The sequence below is a fragment of the Actinomadura violacea genome (genome assembly GCF_017573465.1).
GTDB classification, from domain to species: Bacteria; Actinomycetota; Actinomycetes; order Streptosporangiales; family Streptosporangiaceae; genus Spirillospora; species Spirillospora violacea.
This window is the reverse complement of sequence record NZ_JAGEPF010000009.1, coordinates 1-16967: the sequence shown is the minus strand read 5'-3', so window position 1 is coordinate 16967 and position 16967 is coordinate 1. Positions and strand designations below refer to the sequence as shown.

15 protein-coding genes are annotated in these 16967 nt (G+C 74.0%); 7 read left to right on the top strand and 8 right to left on the bottom strand.

All coding sequences use genetic code 11. The annotated features are described in order from the left end of the window. Positions 1 to 39 precede the first annotated feature (39 nt). The 5 genes from hutH (at position 40) to hutI (ending at position 7120) form a co-directional block, all read left to right on the top strand. Positions 40 to 1584 carry a histidine ammonia-lyase gene (gene hutH, locus J4709_RS14940; protein WP_208241102.1) on the top strand — a complete coding sequence of 515 codons (1545 nt, stop codon included), beginning with the start codon at positions 40 to 42 and terminating at the stop codon, positions 1582 to 1584. A gap of 12 nt (positions 1585 to 1596) precedes the next feature. Then, entirely contained in the window at positions 1597 to 3249 is a 1653-nt protein-coding gene (gene hutU, locus J4709_RS14935; RefSeq protein ID WP_208241101.1) for a urocanate hydratase, read from the top strand. 85 nt (positions 3250 to 3334) lie between these two features. Then, complete coding sequence (locus J4709_RS14930; protein WP_232383525.1) at positions 3335 to 4588, top strand: allantoate amidohydrolase; 1254 nt, start codon at positions 3335 to 3337, stop codon at positions 4586 to 4588. A 10-nt stretch (positions 4589 to 4598) separates the two neighbouring features. After that, positions 4599 to 5954 carry a formimidoylglutamate deiminase gene (locus tag J4709_RS14925; RefSeq protein WP_208241100.1) on the top strand — a complete coding sequence of 452 codons (1356 nt, stop codon included), beginning with the start codon at positions 4599 to 4601 and terminating at the stop codon, positions 5952 to 5954. Then, positions 5951 to 7120, top strand: a complete 1170-nt coding sequence (hutI, locus tag J4709_RS14920; RefSeq protein ID WP_208241099.1) for an imidazolonepropionase — start codon at positions 5951 to 5953, stop codon at positions 7118 to 7120. Before J4709_RS14925 ends, hutI begins: the two co-directional genes overlap by 4 nt. A 4-nt stretch (positions 7121 to 7124) precedes the next feature. Here hutI and J4709_RS14915 read toward each other — a convergent pair whose 3' ends face one another. The 3 genes from J4709_RS14915 to J4709_RS14905 form a co-directional block, all read right to left on the bottom strand. Next, the gene (locus J4709_RS14915) at positions 7125 to 7619 is read right to left on the bottom strand and encodes a flavin reductase family protein (RefSeq protein WP_208241546.1); all 495 of its coding nucleotides are present in this window, start codon (positions 7617 to 7619) and stop codon (positions 7125 to 7127) included. Then, positions 7604 to 9307 (bottom strand): signal peptide peptidase SppA, encoded by a 1704-nt coding sequence (gene sppA, locus J4709_RS14910; protein ID WP_208241098.1) that lies wholly within the window; start codon positions 9305 to 9307, stop codon positions 7604 to 7606. The genes J4709_RS14915 and sppA overlap by 16 nt, the downstream gene beginning before the upstream one ends. 98 nt (positions 9308 to 9405) lie before the next feature. Next, positions 9406 to 9897 carry a PaaI family thioesterase gene (locus J4709_RS14905; protein ID WP_232383524.1) on the bottom strand — a complete coding sequence of 164 codons (492 nt, stop codon included), beginning with the start codon at positions 9895 to 9897 and terminating at the stop codon, positions 9406 to 9408. Between the two features lie 100 nt (positions 9898 to 9997). On the opposite strand from J4709_RS14905, the gene J4709_RS14900 reads away from it, so the two are divergent. Further along, positions 9998 to 10864 (top strand): NUDIX domain-containing protein, encoded by an 867-nt coding sequence (locus J4709_RS14900; RefSeq protein WP_208241096.1) that lies wholly within the window; start codon positions 9998 to 10000, stop codon positions 10862 to 10864. Here J4709_RS14900 and J4709_RS14895 read toward each other — a convergent pair. The 3 genes from J4709_RS14895 to J4709_RS14885 form a co-directional block, all read right to left on the bottom strand. After that, positions 10839 to 11216, bottom strand: coding sequence for an ACT domain-containing protein (locus J4709_RS14895; protein WP_208241095.1), 378 nt, complete (start codon positions 11214 to 11216; stop codon positions 10839 to 10841). The genes J4709_RS14900 and J4709_RS14895 overlap by 26 nt on opposite strands. A 20-nt stretch (positions 11217 to 11236) precedes the next feature. After that, positions 11237 to 13468: a 1,4-alpha-glucan branching protein GlgB gene (gene glgB / locus J4709_RS14890; protein ID WP_208241094.1), complete on the bottom strand. Its 2232-nt coding sequence runs from the start codon at positions 13466 to 13468 to the stop codon at positions 11237 to 11239. A gap of 444 nt (positions 13469 to 13912) precedes the next feature. Next, positions 13913 to 14122, bottom strand: a complete 210-nt coding sequence (locus tag J4709_RS14885; protein WP_173099404.1) for a hypothetical protein — start codon at positions 14120 to 14122, stop codon at positions 13913 to 13915. A 213-nt stretch (positions 14123 to 14335) separates the two neighbouring features. Between J4709_RS14885 and J4709_RS14880 the strand changes: the two genes are divergently transcribed. Further along, the gene (locus tag J4709_RS14880; protein WP_173099405.1) at positions 14336 to 15094 is read left to right on the top strand and encodes a GntR family transcriptional regulator; all 759 of its coding nucleotides are present in this window, start codon (positions 14336 to 14338) and stop codon (positions 15092 to 15094) included. A 43-nt stretch (positions 15095 to 15137) separates the two neighbouring features. Here the strand turns inward: J4709_RS14880 and J4709_RS14875 are convergent, their stop codons facing one another. Both J4709_RS14875 and J4709_RS14870 read right to left on the bottom strand, forming a co-directional pair. After that, complete coding sequence (locus tag J4709_RS14875; protein WP_307801247.1) at positions 15138 to 16586, bottom strand: maltokinase N-terminal cap-like domain-containing protein; 1449 nt, start codon at positions 16584 to 16586, stop codon at positions 15138 to 15140. Between the two features lie 2 nt (positions 16587 to 16588). Continuing rightward, positions 16589 to 16967 (bottom strand): alpha-glucosidase C-terminal domain-containing protein (locus J4709_RS14870; protein WP_208241093.1); only part of this gene is annotated, 379 nt, incomplete at its 5' end.

The following is a 16967-nucleotide window of genomic DNA, read 5'->3' as shown; positions in this document are numbered from 1 at the left end:
CGGGCCCGGCCGGGTGGAATCGTGGGTATGGGTTTCGTCATGGGAGACACGAGTGTTCGGGTCGGTCCGGATCCGCTGTCGTTCGAGCAGGTCGTGGCGGTGGCGCGGGACGGCGCGGCGGTCTCGCTGACGGACGAGGCGCTGGAGCTGATCGGGGAGTCGCGGGCGCACATCGAGGAGCTGGCGTCCCGGCCGCTGCCGGTCTACGGGGTGTCGACCGGGTTCGGGGCGCTCGCGACCCGGCACATTCCGCCGGAGATGCGGGCGCAGCTGCAGCTCAACATCGTGCGGTCGCACGCCGCCGGGTCGGGGATGGAGGTCGAGCGGGAGGTCGTCCGGGCGCTGATGCTGCTGCGCCTGCACACCCTCGCGACCGGGCGGACGGGCGTGCAGCCCGTCACCGCGCGGACGCTCGCCGCGCTGCTGAACGCGGGGATCACGCCGCAGGTGTTCGAGCACGGCAGCCTCGGCTGCTCCGGCGACCTCGCGCCGCTCGCGCACGTCGCGCTCGCGCTGATCGGCGAGGGGCAGGTCCGGGACGCGGCCGGCGAGCTGCGGCCGGCGGCCGAGGTGCTCGCCGAGAACGGCATCGCCCCGGTCATGCTGGGCGCCAAGGAGGGCCTCGCCCTGCTGAACGGCACCGACGGCATGCTCGGCATGCTCGTCCTCGCCATCCGCGACCTGCACAAGCTGCTGACCGCCGCCGACGTGGCCGCCGCCATGAGCGTCGAGGCGCTGCTCGGCACCGACCGGGTGTTCGCCGCCGACCTGCAGGAGATGCGGCCGCATCCCGGGCAGGGCGCGTCCGCGGCCAACCTGCGGGCGCTGCTCGCCGCCTCGCAGATCATGGAGTCGCACCGCGGCCCCGACTGCACCCGCGTGCAGGACGCCTACTCGCTGCGCTGCTCGCCGCAGGTGAACGGCGCCGCCCGCGACACCCTCGCGCACGCCGAGCTGGTCGCCGGCCGGGAGCTGGCGTCCGCCGTCGACAACCCGGTGGTGCTGCCGGACGGCCGGGTCGAGTCCAACGGCAACTTCCACGGCGCCCCCATCGCCTACGTGCTGGACTTCCTCGCCATCCCCACCGCGGACGTCGCGTCGATGTCGGAGCGGCGCACCGACCGGATGCTCGACAAGGCCCGCTCGTCCGGGCTGCCCGCGTTCCTCGCCGACGACCCCGGCGTCGACTCCGGCCACATGATCGCCCAGTACACGCAGGCCGCGATCGTCTCCGAGCTGAAGCGGCTGGCCGCCCCCGCGTCCGCCGACTCCATCCCGAGCTCGGCGATGCAGGAGGACCACGTGTCCATGGGCTGGAACTCCGCGCGCAAGCTGCGCCGCGCCGTCGACGGCCTGACGCAGGTCGTCGCGATCGAGATCCTCACCGCCGCGCGGGCCCTGGACCTGCGCAGCCCGCTGCGCCCGGGGCCCGCGACCGCCGCCGTCGTCGCGAAGCTGCGCGAGGCCGTCCCGCCGCCCGGCCCCGACCGCTACCTCGCGCCCGAGATCGCCGCCGCGACCGCCATGGTCGCGGACGGCTCGCTCGTCGCCGCCGCCGAATCCGTCACCGGCCCCCTCTCCTAAGGAGCCCGCCCCATGTCCGGACCCCGTCCCGTCCGCGCGCCGCGCGGCACGAAGCTCACCGCCGCGAAGGGCTGGCCGCAGGAGGCCGCCCTCCGGATGATCCAGAACAACCTCGACCCGGAGGTCGCCGAGCACCCCGACGACCTGGTCGTCTACGGCGGGTCCGGGCGCGCCGCCCGCAGCTGGGACGCCTTCGACGGCATCGTCCGGTCGCTGGCGGACCTGGAGGGCGACGAGACGCTGCTCGTCCAGTCGGGCAAGCCGGTCGGGATCTTCCGGACGCACGAGTGGGCGCCGCGCGTGCTGATCGCCAACTCCAACCTGGTGCCGCAGTGGGCGACGTGGGAGGAGTTCCGCCGGCTGGAGTCGCTCGGGCTGACGATGTTCGGGCAGATGACCGCCGGGTCGTGGATCTACATCGGCACGCAGGGCATCCTGCAGGGCACCTACGAGACGTTCGCGGCCGTCGCCGAGAAGCGGTTCGGCGGGACGCTCGCCGGGACGATCACGCTGACCGCCGGGCTCGGCGGGATGGGCGGCGCGCAGCCGCTCGCCGTGACGATGAACGGCGGCGTCGCGATCTGCGTCGAGTGCGACCCGTCCCGCATCGAGCGGCGCGTCGAGCACCGGTACTGCGACGTCAAGGCCGACTCGCTCGACGACGCGCTGCGCCTCGCCGAGGAGGCGCGGGAGGCGCGGCGGCCGCTGTCGATCGCGGTGCTCGGCAACGCCGCCGACATCGTCCCCGAGCTGCTGCGGCGCGGCGCGCCGATCGACATCGTCACCGACCAGACCAGCGCGCACGACCCGCTGATGTACCTGCCGAGCGGCGTCGCGTTCGACGACATGGCCGCCGAGCGCGACAAGGACCCGGAGGGCTTCACCGCCAAGGCCCGCGCGTCGATGGCGACGCACGTCGAGGCGATGGTCGGGTTCCAGGACGCGGGCGCCGAGGTGTTCGACTACGGCAACTCGATCCGCGGCGAGGCGCAGCTCGCCGGGTACGCGCGCGCGTTCGAGTTCCCCGGGTTCGTCCCGGCCTACATCCGGCCGCTGTTCTGCGAGGGCAAGGGCCCGTTCCGGTGGGCGGCGCTGTCCGGCGACCCGAAGGACATCGCCCGCACCGACAAGGCGATCCTCGACCTGTTCCCCGACAACGAGCCGCTGACCCGGTGGATCCGGATGGCCGGGGAGAAGGTGCACTTCCAGGGCCTGCCGTCGCGGATCTGCTGGCTCGGCTACGGCGAGCGCGACAAGGCCGGCGAGGTCTTCAACGACCTCGTCGCGCGCGGCGAGATCAGCGCGCCGATCGTCCTCGGCCGCGACCACCTCGACTGCGGCTCCGTCGCCAGCCCGTACCGGGAGACCGAGGGCATGAAGGACGGCTCCGACGCGATCGCCGACTGGCCGCTGCTGAACGCGATGCTGAACACCTCGTCCGGCGCGACGTGGGTGTCGATCCACCACGGCGGCGGCGTCGGCATCGGCCGCTCGATCCACGCCGGGCAGGTCTGCGTCGCCGACGGGACGGCCCTCGCGGGCGAGAAGCTCCAGCGCGTCCTGACCAACGACCCCGGCACCGGCGTGATGCGCCACGTCGACGCCGGCTACGACCGGGCCGCCGAGGTCGCCGCCGAGCGCGGCGTCCGCATCCCCCTCCGTTGACTTGCGGCGTGTCGTCCTTAAAACCGCGTTCTTAAGGACGACACGCCGCAAGTGAACGGGGTTCGGTTCGGGGCGAGGAGGGGTGTTGGGGTTCGAGGCGATGTGGCGGGAGCTGCTGCCCGTCGGGCGGGACGCCGGCGGCGGCGGGTATCACCGGTTCGCGTGGACGCCGCCGGAGCTGGAGTGCCGCGCCTGGTTCGCGGACGAGGCGCGCCGGCGCGGCATGCCGCTGGAGCACGACCGCAACGGCAACATGATCGCCTGGTGGCTTCCCGCGGGGTGGACGTGGCGCGACGGCCGCCCGCACCGCGACCAGGGCGCCGCACCGGGCGACGCCGGCGCGGAGAGCGCCGTGCTGACGGGCAGCCACCTGGACTCGGTGCCCGGCGGCGGCGCGTTCGACGGGCCGCTCGGCATCGTCTCCGCGTTCGCCGCAGTGGACCTGCTGCGCGAGCGCGGCGCGGTGCTCCGGCGGCCCATCGGGATCGCGGCGTTCGCCGAGGAGGAGGGCGCCCGGTTCGGGGTGGCGTGCCTCGGATCGCGGCTGCTCGCCGGAGCGATCGACCCGGCTCGGGCGCGAGGGCTCAAGGACGGCGACGGGCGCACCTTCGCCGAGGTGCTGCACGGTGCGGGGCTCGATCCCGAAGCGATCGGGCCGGACGAGGAGTTGCTCGGACGCGTCGGCTGCTACGTCGAACTCCACGTCGAGCAGGGGCGGGCGCTCGCGGAGCCGGTCGGCGTGGCGAGCTCGATCGTCCCGCACGGGCGGTGGCGGTTCGGGTTCGCGGGCGAGGGCAACCACGCCGGGACGACCGCGCTCGCCGACCGCCGCGACCCGATGATCCCGTTCGCCGGGATGGTCCTCGCCGCGCGCGACGCCGCCGAACGCAACGGGACGGTCGCGACGGTCGGGAAGGTCCGGGTCGTCCCGGGCGGCGTCAACGCGATCGCCTCGTCCGTCACCGCCTGGCTCGACGCGCGCGGCCCCGCCGACGACGCCGTCCGCAGGACCGTGGACGAGGTCGGCGCGGCGGCGCGCGAGGCGGCCCGCCCGCACCGGGTGGCGGTCGAGTTCGCCGAGGAGTCCTACACCGAGATCGTCGACTTCAACCGGGCCCTGCGCGACCGCCTGGTCGGGACGCTCGGCGGCGCGCCCGTCCTGCCGACCGGCGCGGGCCACGACGCGGGCGTCCTGTCGGCCAGGGTGCCGACCGCGATGCTGTTCGTCCGCAACCCGACGGGGGTGTCGCACGCGCCCGCAGAGCACGCCGAGACCGCCGACTGCCTCGCCGGGGTGGACGCCCTCGCGGCGGTACTGGACGACCTGGCCCGCGGGTAGGGATCCCGATATGCAATGGCATGCCCAGTACGCCTGGCTCGGCGACGGCGTCGCCGCCGACGTCCTCATCGAGGCCGACGGCGAGCGGATCACGAGCCTCGCGCGCGGCGTCCCCGCCCCGCCGCACGCCCAGCACCTGCCCGGCCTCACCCTGCCGGGCCTCGCGAACGCGCACTCCCACGCGTTCCACCGCGCCCTGCGCTCCCGCGTCCAGACGAACCGCGGCACGTTCTGGACCTGGCGCGAGCAGATGTACCAGGTCGCCGACCGGCTCGACCCCGACTCCTACCGGGCGCTGGCCAGGGCGGTGTTCGCCGAGATGGCGCTCGCCGGGATCAGCTGCGCCGGCGAGTTCCACTACCTGCACCACCGTCCCGGCGGCGCCCCCTACGACGCGCCGAACGCGATGGGCGAGGCGCTGATCGCGGCCGCCGCCGACGCGGGCATCCGGATCACGCTGCTCGACACCTGCTACCTCACCGGCGGCATCGGGCAGCCGCTCAAGGGCCCGCAGCTGCGCTTCGGCGACGGCACCGCCGGGAACTGGGCGCGCCGCGTCGACAGCCTCTACGAGCAGACCGACAAGGCGGGCGGGCTGCACGCCCGCGTCGGCGCCGCGATCCACTCCGTCCGCGCCGTGCCCCGCGAGCAGGTGCGGGCCGTCGCGGCTTGGGCGAAGGAGCACCGCGCGCCGCTGCACGTCCACCTGTCCGAGCAGCCCGCCGAGAACACCGCGTGCCTCGACGCCTACGGCATGACGCCCGCGCGGCTGCTCGCCGAGGCGGGCGCGCTCGGCCCGCTGACCACCGCCGTCCACGCCACCCACCTCACCGACGACGACATCGGCCTGCTCGGCGCGACGACGACCGGGGTCTGCATGTGCCCGACGACCGAACGCGACCTCGCCGACGGCATCGGGCCCGCCCGCGGCCTCGCCGACGCCGGCGCCCCGATCTGCCTCGGCTCCGACCAGCACGCCGTCATCGACCTGTTCGAGGAGGCCCGCGCCGTCGAGCTCGACGAGCGCCTGCGCACCCGCGTCCGCGGCCACTGGACCGCCGGCGGGCTGCTCGCCGCCGCCACGTCCAACGGCCACCACGCGCTCGGCTGGCCCGAGGCGGGCCGCCTCGAACCCGGCGCCTACGCCGACCTCGTCACCGTCGCGCTCGACTCCGTCCGCACCGCGGGCGCCGGGGCAGCGCACGCCGCCGAGGCCGCCGTGTTCGCCGCCACCGCCGCCGACGTCCGGCACGTCGTCGTCTCCGGCCGCCAGATCGTGCACGACGGCCGCCACCTGCTCGTCGATGACGTGCCCGGCGCGCTCGCGACCGCCATCGAGTCCGCCACCAGCGAGGAGCCCGGTTGAGCACCGCCATCACCAACATCGGGGAACTGGTCACCAACGACCCCGGACGGGGCGGCGGGCCGCTCGGCATCGTCCGGGACGCCGCGTTGGTGATCGAGGACGGCGCCGTCGCCTGGACCGGGCCCGCTGCCGAGGCCCCCGCCGCCGACGAGGTGTTCGACGCCGCCGGACGCGCCGTCCTCCCCGGGTTCGTCGACTCCCACGCCCACCTCGTCTTCGCCGGCGAGCGTGCCGAGGAGTTCGCCGCCCGGATGAGCGGGCGGCCCTACGCCGCCGGAGGCATCCGCACGACCGTCGAGCGCACCCGCGCCGCGTCCGACGACGACCTGCGCGCGAACCTGCGCCGCCTGGTGGAGGAGATGGCGCGGCAGGGGACGACGACCGTCGAGTGCAAGTCCGGCTACGGCCTCACGGTCGAGCAGGAGGAGCGCGCCGTCCGCATCGCCGCCGAGATCGCCGACGAGGTCACGTACCTGGGCGCGCACGTCGTCCCGTCCGAGTACGCCGATGACGCCGCCGGCTACACGCGCCTCGCCGCCACCGACATGCTCGCCGCGTGCGCGCCGCACGCCCGCTGGGTGGACGTGTTCTGCGAGCGGGGCGCGTTCGACGCCGACCAGGCCCGCGAGGTCCTGCAGGCCGGGATCAAGGCGGGGCTGACGCCGCGCCTGCACGCCAACCAGCTCACCGAAGGCCCCGCCGTCCGCCTCGCCGTCGAGCTGGACGCCGCGTCCGCCGACCACTGCACGTTCCTGAGCAGCGCCGACGTGGACGCGCTCGCCTCGTCCCGCACCGTCGCGACCCTGCTGCCGGGCGTCGAGTTCTCCACCCGCCAGCCCTATCCGGACGCCCGCCGCCTCCTGGACGCGGGCGCCACCGTGGCCCTCGCCACCGACTGCAACCCCGGCTCCTGCTACAGCTCCAGCATGGCGTTCTGCATCGCCGTGGCCGTCCGCGACATGCACATGACGCCCGCCGAAGCCGTCTGGGCCGCCACCGCCGGCGGCGCCCGCGCCCTACGCCGTACCGACGTCGGCCACCTCGCCGTCGGCGCGCGCGCGGACGTCCTCGTGCTGGACGCCCCGTCGCACATCCACCTCGCCTACCGTCCCGGCGTCCCGCAGACGGCCGCCGTATGGAAGCACGGCAGCCGGGTCGTCGGCTGAGGCGTCAGGACGGGGCGAGGTAGCGGCGGTTGACCCTGATCAGGGGCTGCCGGTCGCGGGCGACGTAGTCCGTGGCGAGGACCTCGGCGGCGAAGAGCACGTGGTCGCCCGCCTCGACGCACTGGCGCGTCTCGCACTCGAACGCGGTGAGGCCGGACTCGGGGACGAGCGCGCCGGACAGCTCACCGCGGTGGTGCGGCTCGCTCGCGAGCAGCAGGCGGGCGCTCGGACGGCCCTCGGCGGCGAAACGCCCGGCGAGGGCGCGCTGCCCCGCGCCGAGGACCGTCGCCGCCCACCGGTCGGCGCGCGACAGCACCTCCGCCAGGTAGGACGAGGACGCCACCCCGGCCAGCACCATCGGCGGCTCCAGCGACACCGACATGAACGAGGTCACCGTCGTGCCGAGGTCGTCGCGGCCGTCCCGGACGGTCAGCACGACGACCCCGGTGGCGAACCCCGCGACGGCCTCGACGAAGTCGGCGCTCAGCGGATCTCCCAGGCGCCCGGCAGCGTGAGCGGGCCGGCGGACGGGAGGCCGAGGCGGGCGGCGAGCCCGCCGAGCGAGCCCCAGCCGTCGAACCGGGCGGACGCGGCGGTGCGGTCCTCGCTGGACTCCGGCGGCCGCAGCCGCTCCAGCGGCGAGGTGTGCGGGTAGGACCGGACGGGCGCGTCGGCGGCCAGCCCGGCCTTCTTGCGGGCCAGGTCGAGTGCCCGGTCGATGCCGCCGAGCTCGTCGACGAGCCCGTTGTCGCGGGCGTCGGCGCCCGTCCACACCCGGCCGCGGGCCAGCTCGTGGACCCGCTCGCGGGACAGCTCGCGGCCCTCGGCGACCTTCGCGGTGAAGTCGTCGTAGATCGTGTCGAGGGAGGCGTTGATCCGCTCCCACTCGGAGTCGCTGAAGTCCTTGGTGGCGCTGAACATCCGCGCGTGGTCGCCGTCGGCGACGGAGCCGAGGCCGACCCCGATCCGCTCCAGCAGGTCGTTCACCACGGCCTTGCCGACGACGACGCCGATCGAGCCGGTGATGGTGCCGGGCTGCGCGACGATCGTGTCGGCGGCCATCGAGACGTAGTAGCCGCCGGACGCGGCGACGTTCCCCATCGACACGACCACCGGCTTGCCGGCGCGGCGGGCGAGCACGACCTCCCGCCAGATCGCGTCGGACGCGACCGCGGACCCGCCGGGGCTGTTGACGCGGAACACGATCGCCTTGACCCGGTCGTCCTTCACCGCGGCGCGGAACGCGGCGCCGACGGTGTCGGAGCCCATCGCGGGACCGGAGTTCGGCAGCGGGCCGCCGCGGCCGCTGCGGCCGAGCCGGATCGGGCCCTGCCCGTTGATCAGCGCGACGACGTCCTGCCTGCCCGGCTGCGGGATGCGGCGGGCGAGCCCGTGCGTGCGGTTGTAGCGGGACACGTAGCGCAGCTGCGCCTCCGCGCCGAACTCCTTGCGCAGGAAGCCGTAGACCTCGTCGCGGTAGCCGAGGTGGTCGACCAGCCCCTCTTCCAGGGCCTCGCCGGCGAGCAGCGGGCCCCGGTTCGTCAGGTCGCGGACCTTGTCCTCGGGCAGGTCGCGGGCGGCGGCGATGCCCGCGGTGATCTGCTCGCCGAGGGAGGTGACGAGCCGCTGCGACGACTCCTCGTGCTCGGGCGTGTACGCCTTCTCCATGAAGGTGTTCGCCATGGTCTTGTACTCGTACCGCTTGGCGAACCGGGGCCGCACGCCCGCCTTCTCCAGCGCGCCCGCGAAGAACGGCTCCTCCAGCGCGACGCCGGTCAGCCCGACCTCGCCGGTCGGCTGCAGGTACACCTTGTCGAACCCGGTGGCCAGGTAGAACGGGACGGTGCCGTGCCCGCCCTCGCCGAACGTCTCGGCCCACGCGACGGTGAGCTTGCCGGCCTCGCGCAGCGCGCCGACGGCCTCGCGCAGCTCCTGCGCGAGCGCCAGCCCGACGCCGCCGGTCACCTTCACCACCAGCGCCTTCACCCGGTGGTCGGCGCGGGCGCGGCGCAGGCCGTCCAGCACGTCGCGCAGGTTCGTCCGGCGCATGGACATGATCGCCGAGATGGGGTCCGCGGGCGCGGTCTCCACGATGCCCTCGGTGAGGTCCAGCTCCAGGATCAGCGGTGCCGTCCGCCGGTCCCGGGCCTGCTTGATGACGTTGACGACGGTTCCGGGATCCACCATGGGGCCAGCCTATGCGCTCGCCCGCGGGCGGCCCGTCCGCCCCGGGTCCCGCGCGCCCTCCGCCGCAAGGAGGAGCGGCGGCCCCCGCTCACGCGCCCCTACTCGCGCGCGAACGCCTTGTTGGGCAGGACGCTCGCGGACGCCTGCGCGACGGGACGGCCCTGCGCGTCGCTGATGACGGCGTTGGCGACCATCCGGGTGCTGCCGGGGTGCACGCACGTCCCGGCGACCGTGTAGGTCTCGCCGGCGCGGACGGCGCGCAGGTAGTCGACGTTGAGGTTGAGCGTCAGCATCGGCATGAAGTGCTCACAGGTGCTGCTGCCCGCGAGGCAGACGGCGTTGTCGAGGATCATGGCGATGTAGCCGCCGTGCACGATCCCGCCGGGGTTGCAGAGCTTCTCGGCGGGCGTCCAGGAGACGCCGACGCGGCCGGGCTCGGCGGACGTGATGACCTGCCCGATGTGGTCGTTGATGTCGGAGATCTGCGGGAACCGGCCGTCGGCCATGGCCTGGATCAGCTCGGCGCCCGTCAGGGCGTCCCACATCCGCGCGGTCTCCTCGAAGGCCGCCTCGCCCGCCTCGACGCTCAACTCGTGCTCCCTGATCAGGCGACGTCTCGCACCGAATGGTATTCGGTGCGCGGCCCGCGAGGCACTGTGCCCTTCGTCACCGAGCGGATATCGTCGGCCCATGGGCGATGGGGACGGCTGGGCCGATTGCGACCTGGGGCACACGCACTGGGGACGGTTCGGCGCGGCGGGCCTGCTGGCCTACCACCGCGACGCGGACGGCCAGATGTGGATCCTGCTGCAGCAGCGCGCCTGGTGGGGGCTCGGCGGCGGCACCTGGGGGATGTTCGGCGGCGCCACGCACAGCCATGAGGACGGGGTGACGGGCGCCCTGCGCGAGACCGCCGAGGAGTGCACGCTCGACACCGGCCTCGTGCGCGTGCGCGGCACCCGGGTCGAGGACCACGGCGGCTGGGCGTTCACGTCGGTGATCGGTGCGCTCGACGAGAAGGTGGACGTCAAGCCCGCCTCGCGGGAGACGCGCCGAGCCGAATGGGTCCGCTTGGAGGAGGTCGAGGACCGCAAGCTGTTCGCGCCGTTCGAGCGGTCGTGGCCGCTGCTGCGCGACACGATGAAGGGCCTGGTGCTCGTCGTGGACGGCGCCAACGTCGTCGGATCCAGGCCGGACGGCTGGTGGAAGGACCGCGCGGGCGCGAACGCCCGGCTCCGCGACTCGCTCGCGGCATTGAACGAGGGCGTCCGCGGCGTGCCGCCCGGCCCCGTCGCGTTCGACCGCTGCTTCCCCGAGATCGTCCTGGTCGTCGAGGGCGCGGCCCGCCCCGTCGCGGACGAGCAGGTGGACGGCGTGCGGGTGGTGGCGGCGCCGGGCAGCGGCGACGACCACATCGCCGGCATCGTCCGGAACGCCGAGCCCGACACCGAGTACCTGGTCGTGACCGCCGACCGGGAGCTGCGCGCGCGCTGCGAGGAGGCCGGCGCGCACGTCGCCGGCCCCCGCTGGCTCACCGACCGGCTCGAGCGTCGCTGACGGTGTGGCCGGCGTCGCGGAGGGACCGCGCCGCGTCCTTCAGGCGGTGGTCGGGGACCAGGACGAGGTCGGCGTGGTAGGTGGAGGCGACGAACACCGGCACGCCCGCGTCCGCGAGCGGCCCGACGACGGCGGCGAGCATGCCGGGCAGGTCGAGGCCGTGGCCGGCGGCGCCGTAGAAGCCGACCCAGCGCTCCGCCTCCGCGAACGGCGGCGCCTCCCGCACGACGGTGAGGCCCTCGGGCGCGCGGACCAGCGCGATCCACTCGTCGTCCTCGGGGAACGTCGTGTTCGGCAGGTGCTCGACCATGAACTCGGACGGGACGATGTGCAGGTGCTGCGCGGCGCTCATGCCGCCACTCTACGAGCGCGTCACTCCGGGACGAGCCACACGGCGCCGAGCGGCGGGACCCGCATCACCGCGGACGCGGGCAGCCCGTGCCACGGCTCGGCGGACGCCTCGAGGCGCCCGAGGTTCCCCACGCCGCTGCCGCCGTACTCGTAGGCGTCGGTGTTGACGACCTCCCGCCACGCCCCCTCCTTGGGCAGCCCCACGCGGTAGTCCTCGTGCGGGTTGCCGGCGAAGTTGACGACGCAGGCCATCACGGGCACCTCGGCGCCGTCCTCGGCCGTCCCGTACCGCAGGTAGGACAGGGTGTTGCCGCCCGCGTCGTTGCCGTCGATCCAGCGGAAGCCCTCGTGGTCGCTGTCGCGCGACCACAGCGCGGGCTCGTCGCGGTAGGCGCGGTTGAGCTCGCGGACGAGCTTCTGCAGCCCGACGTGCAGGGCGCCCTCGGCGGCGTTCTCCAGCAGCCACCAGTCGAGCGGCCGCTCCTCCGCCCACTCGGCGCCCTGGCCGAACTCCTGGCCCATGAACAGCAGCTGCTTGCCGGGATGCGACCACATGTAGGCGAGCAGGGCGCGCAGCCCCGCGAACTGCTGCCAGGTGTCGCCCGGCATCTTGCTGAGCAGCGACCCCTTCCCGTGGACGACCTCGTCGTGCGAGAGCGGCAGGACGTAGTTCTCCGAGAACGCGTACACCAGCGAGAACGTGATCTCGTTGTGGTGGTAGTTCCGGAACACCGGCTCGTGCCGCAGGTATTCGAGGGTGTCGTGCATCCAGCCCATGTTCCATTTGAAGCCGAAGCCGAGGCCGCCGAGATGGGTGGGGCGGGACACGCCGGGCCAGGCCGTCGACTCCTCCGCGACCGTCACGACGCCCGGGTTGCGCTTGTAGACCGTCGCGTTCATCTCCTGGAGGAACGAAATGGCCTCCAGGTTCTCGCGGCCGCCGTACACGTTCGGGGTCCACTCGCCCTCGTTGCGCGAGTAGTCCAGGTACAGCATCGAGGCGACCGCGTCCACGCGGAGCCCGTCGACGTGGAACTCCTCGATCCAGAACGACGCGTTCGCCACCAGGAAGTTGCGGACCTCGGCGCGCCCGAAGTTGAACACCAGCGTGCCCCAGTCGGGATGCTCGCCGCGGGCCGGATCCTCGTGCTCGTACAGCGCGGTGCCGTCGAAGCGCGCCAGCGCCCACTCGTCCTTGGGGAAGTGCGCCGGAACCCAGTCGATGATGACGCCGATACCGGCCTGGTGCAGCTTGTCGACGAGGTACCGGAAGTCGTCCGGGGTACCGAAGCGGGACGTCGGCGCGTAGTAGGACGTCACCTGGTAGCCCCAGGAGGGCCCATAGGGATGCTCCGCCACCGGCAGGAACTCCACATGGGTGAACCCCATGTCCTTCACGTACGAGGTCAGTTCCTCCGCCAGTTCCCGGTAGCCGAGCCCGGGCCGCCACGAACCGAGGTGCACCTCATAGGCGCTCATCGGCTCGCGCACCCACTCGTGCTCCTTGCGGCGGTCCATCCACTCGCCGTCGGCCCACTCGTAGGCCGAGGTGTAGATGCGCGACGCCGTCGCCGGGGGACGCTCGGTGTACTGCGCCATGGGGTCGGCCTTGGCGCGCCACTGCCCGTCCGCGCCGAGGATCTCGAACTTGTAGCGCGTGCCGTCGCCGACGCCCGGGACGAACAGCTCCCACACGCCCGTCGACCCGAGCGACCGCATCGGATGCGCGCGGCCGTCCCAGTGGTTGAAGTCGCCGACCACGCGCACACCGCGCGCCGTGGGCGCCCACACCGCGAACCCCGTGCCCGACACCGGCCCGAACGCGGACGCGTAGGTCCGCACGCGCGCCCCCAGCGCACGCCACAGCTCCTCGTGCCTGCCCTCGCTGATCAGATGCAGGTCGAGTTCGCCGAGCGTCGGCAGGTGCCGGTACGGGTCGTCCTGCACGGTCTCGATGCCGTCCCCGTACGTCACCGCCAGCCGGTAGTCGGGGACCGCGAGCGGCGCCTTCTCCTTGTCGTCGCCGGCCAGCGACGCCGACGCCGGCAGCGTCCCGGCGAACACGCCCTCGTGGAAGTGCCGCAGCGGGTGCCGGTCCCCGTTCGGCAGCACCACCTCGACCTTCTCCGCAAGCGGGCGCAGCGCCCGGACGGTCACCCCGTCCCGGCCGGGATGCGCCCCGAGGACGCCGTGCGGATCGTGGTGGTCGCCTCCGACGAGCCGGTCGATCTCCGCGCGCGTCACCCGTGCCATGAGCTCATGGCCTCCTCGTCCGACGTCCGGGGTCCGGGGCCGTCCCCGGGAACAACACTGATGCCGTTTCCCTGTAGGAGTGCCCGGAGATCCGCCGGACTCACATGGCGGAAGGAGCTGTTTCACCGGAGATTGCGGTTTGTTCAGCGGTTCGGGTGATCTAGCCGGTCCGCGCCCTGCGCCCGATCTCACCGGGAGGCCGCGGCGGAGGAATGTGCGACCGCACGGACGGCACGACACTTCGTCGGGGGTCGCGCCGAATGCGCCGTCCATGCGGTCACGTCTGCCTGGCCCCAGGGGTGACACCGACCCCGCCGCCCTGGGATCCATTCCTGTGTCACCTGAGCGACACAGGTACCTTCCGTACCGGAGCGTTCCGGCCCGGTCCGCCCCCGCCCGCGGACCGGGCCGCGCCGCTCCCCGCGACGCCTCATCGCGGCCGCCTCACCCGTCCCCGCGCGCCTGCTCCAGGAGCAGTCCGCGCAGCCCCGCCGGATCGTCCGCGGCCACCGTCATCGCACATCCCGCCTGCAGTTGCGCGTCGGTCAGATCGCCGCTCCGGGTGGCGTACCAGCGCCCGGCGTCGCTGCGCCAGACCTGCCAGCCCGGAAACTCCCCCTCGATGGCCGCCTTCAGATCCTCGAAGTCGCCCATCAAGGTCGTCCTTTCCCCGAGGCGCTCTTCTGTATACAAAAGTCTTACTCGGTCTGAGAGGTGTCAAGCTGTCCGTAAGCGGACCATGCCCCCGCGGATAGCGGCCCGCTAGGTATGAGTGACGGGAGGGGAGGGGCGATATCGAACGCCGCATCGAACGACCGCCGCGTCGACTGACCGGGGGCGCGCCCGAACGAAGGGGAGGTGACGCCGGTGCCGGACCGTCCCGCCTACCTGCGCATCGCCGACACGCTGCGAGAGGGGATCCGGGACGGCGGCCTTCCGCCGGGGACCAGGCTGCCGACCATGGCGGAGCTGTGCGCCGAGCACGGCGTCTCGGAGATCGTCGTGCGCCAGGCCGTCGCGCTGCTGCGCACCGAGGGGCTCGTCGAGACGCGCCGCGGCGGCGGCACGGTGGTCCGGGTCGTGCCGCCGGCCCGCCGCGTCGCGATGGAGCGCTACCGCGCGGTGACCAGGCCGCTCGCGGTGCCCGAGACCACCTTCACCCGCGACCAGAAGATCAGCTGGCAGGAGTACCGGCTCGACAAGGAGTTCACCCGTGTGCGCGCGGACGACGCGCTCGGCGCGCTGTTCGAGCTGCCCACCGGGACCGAGCTGCTGCGGCGCCGGTTCGTGTTCTACGCCCGCGGCGAGCCGCAGCAGATCTCCGTCAACTACCTGCCCTGGGACCTCGTCGGCGGCACCCCGGTCGCCGACCCCGAGCGCGAGCCGTGGCCCGGCGGCACGCTCGCCCAGCTGGCCTATCTCGGCCACCCGCCGACCCGCGTCGAGGAGTCCGTCCGGTCCCGCATGCCCACCCCCGAGGAGGCGGAGGCGCTGCGGATGGGCGGCGGCGTCCCCGTCCTCGCCATCACCCGCCGGATGCTGTCGCGCGCCTCGGTCATGGAGGTCTGCCGCGACATCGTGCTGCCCGCCGACCGCGTCGTCCTCGACTACTCCATCGACCTGTAGAACCCGCCGCGCCGGCCGTGGCCCCGCAGGCCCCCGGGCCGCGTCAGCCGGCCAGATGCTCCAGCGAGCGCAGCGGCACCGGCAGCCAGGACGGCCGGTTCCGCGCCTCGTACCGGATCTCGTAGACCGCCTTGTCCAGCTCGAACGCCCGCACCAGCGCCGCGTGCGCGGCCGGGTCGGGGCCGCCCGCCGCCGCGTACCCGGCGCAGAACGCGTCCCGGTTCCGCCGCGCCCAGGCGCGGGCGCGCAGCTCCAGCACGTCCGCCGCGTCGGGCGCGAGGCTCACGTCGGAGGCGATCAGGAACCGCGCCGCGTACTCGAACGAGCGCAGCATCCCGGCGACGTCGCGGAGCGGGTGCGCGGGCGCGCGCCGCTCGGCGGGCGTCCGCGCGGGCTCGCCCTCGAAGTCCAGCAGCACCCAGCCGGTGTCGGTGCGCATCACCTGCCCGAGGTGGTAGTCGCCGTGGACGCGCTGGAAAGGCAGCCCCTCGCCGGACGCCGCGACCTCGCCGAACACCGCGCGGATGGCGCCGGCGTGCGGGCGCAGCTGCGGGACGTCCGCGGCGACCGCGTCGAGCTGCTCGTTCATCCCGGCGGCCAGCTCCCGCAGCCGCGCCGCGGGCGCCGTCGTCACGCCGAACGCGCGGGCGAGGTCGCGGTGCACCTGCGCGGTCGCGGCGCCGAGCCGCTCGGCCTCGGCGGCGAAGTCGCCGCCCGCCGCGCCCGCGTCGTCCGGGGTGGGCGCGGCCGGCGGGCCGGCCGGAGTCGGCTGGGCGAACCAGTCGCGGACGCTGGTGAGCGCGAGCTGCCAGCCGTCGGTCGCGCTGCGCAGGAACTGCGACAGCAGCGCGAGCGTGACGGGTTCGCCGCCCGCGCCGTCGCCGCCGGGGGCGAGTTCGATCCAGCCGTGGACGGCGGGGACGTGCTCGCAGCCGGCGCGGGTCAGCGCGAGGTTGACCTCCAGGTCGGGGTTCACGCCGGGCGCCAGCTTGCGGAACAGCTTGCACATGTACGCGTCGCCGAAGACGAGCGAGGTGTTGCTCTGCTCGGCGGTGGACGGCGCGCCGTCCAGCCCGGTGCGGATGCCCGTGCCGGGGGTGCGGCGGAACCGCAGCGGCCCGATGACCGACTCGCCCGCCATGTGGGCGAGCAGCGGCCGGGTCAGCTCGGGGTCGTGGGCGGCGTCGTAGGCGTGGCCGCTGATCCCGGCCGTCCCGGCGAGCACCCCGATCTCGTGGGGGCGCAGCCGCTCGGGCAGGTCGCGGCGGACGCCGAGCAGGACCTGGTAGTGCTCGGTCGCGCCGTTCTGGCGGACGTCGAGGACGAGGTGGTGCAGGCCGGGCTCGCCGGTCCGCAGTTCGGTGGCGGTTCCGATGGACAGGTCCTCGATGGGGCTGCCCTTCCCGCCGAACCACCGCTGCCGCGGCAGCCAGCCGGCCAGCAGCCGGACGAGCGACAGGTCGCCGCCCTGCCCACTTGAACCGCCCGGCACGGCTACATCACCCTCTCGTCGTCCGCGTCGCCGGGCGGCGGCGGGAGCAGGAACCAGTAGAAGCCGTGGCCGGGCAGGGTGAGCAGGTAGGGGAGTTCGCCGATGGCGGGGAACTGCACGCCGCCCATGCACTCGATCGGCGTCGAGCCGCGGAACCGCCGCAGGTCCAGCTCCACGGGCTGCGGGAAGCGCGACAGGTTGTTCACGCACAGGACCGTGTCGCTGCCGCCCCACTGGTTGGAGTCGCCGCCGTTGATCTCGCGGGTGAAGGCGAGGACGGAGGGGTTGGAGGCGGAGAGTTCGACGTAGGTGCCGACGCCGAAGACGGGGTGGCGTTGCCGGATCTCGATCATTTTGCGGGTCCAGTGCAGGAGTGATCCG

What these genes read in the sequence shown, in the direction of transcription:
- J4709_RS14900 (WP_208241096.1), top strand. Translation starts at nt 9,998, where the DNA reads ATGGGCGATGGGGACGGCTGGGCCGATTGCGACCTGGGGCACACGCAC.
- J4709_RS14885 (WP_173099404.1), bottom strand. Translation starts at nt 14,122, where the DNA reads ATGGGCGACTTCGAGGATCTGAAGGCGGCCATCGAGGGGGAGTTTCCG.
- glgB (WP_208241094.1), bottom strand. Translation starts at nt 13,468, where the DNA reads ATGGCACGGGTGACGCGCGCGGAGATCGACCGGCTCGTCGGAGGCGAC.
- hutU (WP_208241101.1), top strand. Translation starts at nt 1,597, where the DNA reads ATGTCCGGACCCCGTCCCGTCCGCGCGCCGCGCGGCACGAAGCTCACC.
- J4709_RS14895 (WP_208241095.1), bottom strand. Translation starts at nt 11,216, where the DNA reads ATGAGCGCCGCGCAGCACCTGCACATCGTCCCGTCCGAGTTCATGGTC.
- J4709_RS14925 (WP_208241100.1), top strand. Translation starts at nt 4,599, where the DNA reads ATGCAATGGCATGCCCAGTACGCCTGGCTCGGCGACGGCGTCGCCGCC.
- sppA (WP_208241098.1), bottom strand. Translation starts at nt 9,307, where the DNA reads ATGGTGGATCCCGGAACCGTCGTCAACGTCATCAAGCAGGCCCGGGAC.
- hutH (WP_208241102.1), top strand. Translation starts at nt 40, where the DNA reads ATGGGAGACACGAGTGTTCGGGTCGGTCCGGATCCGCTGTCGTTCGAG.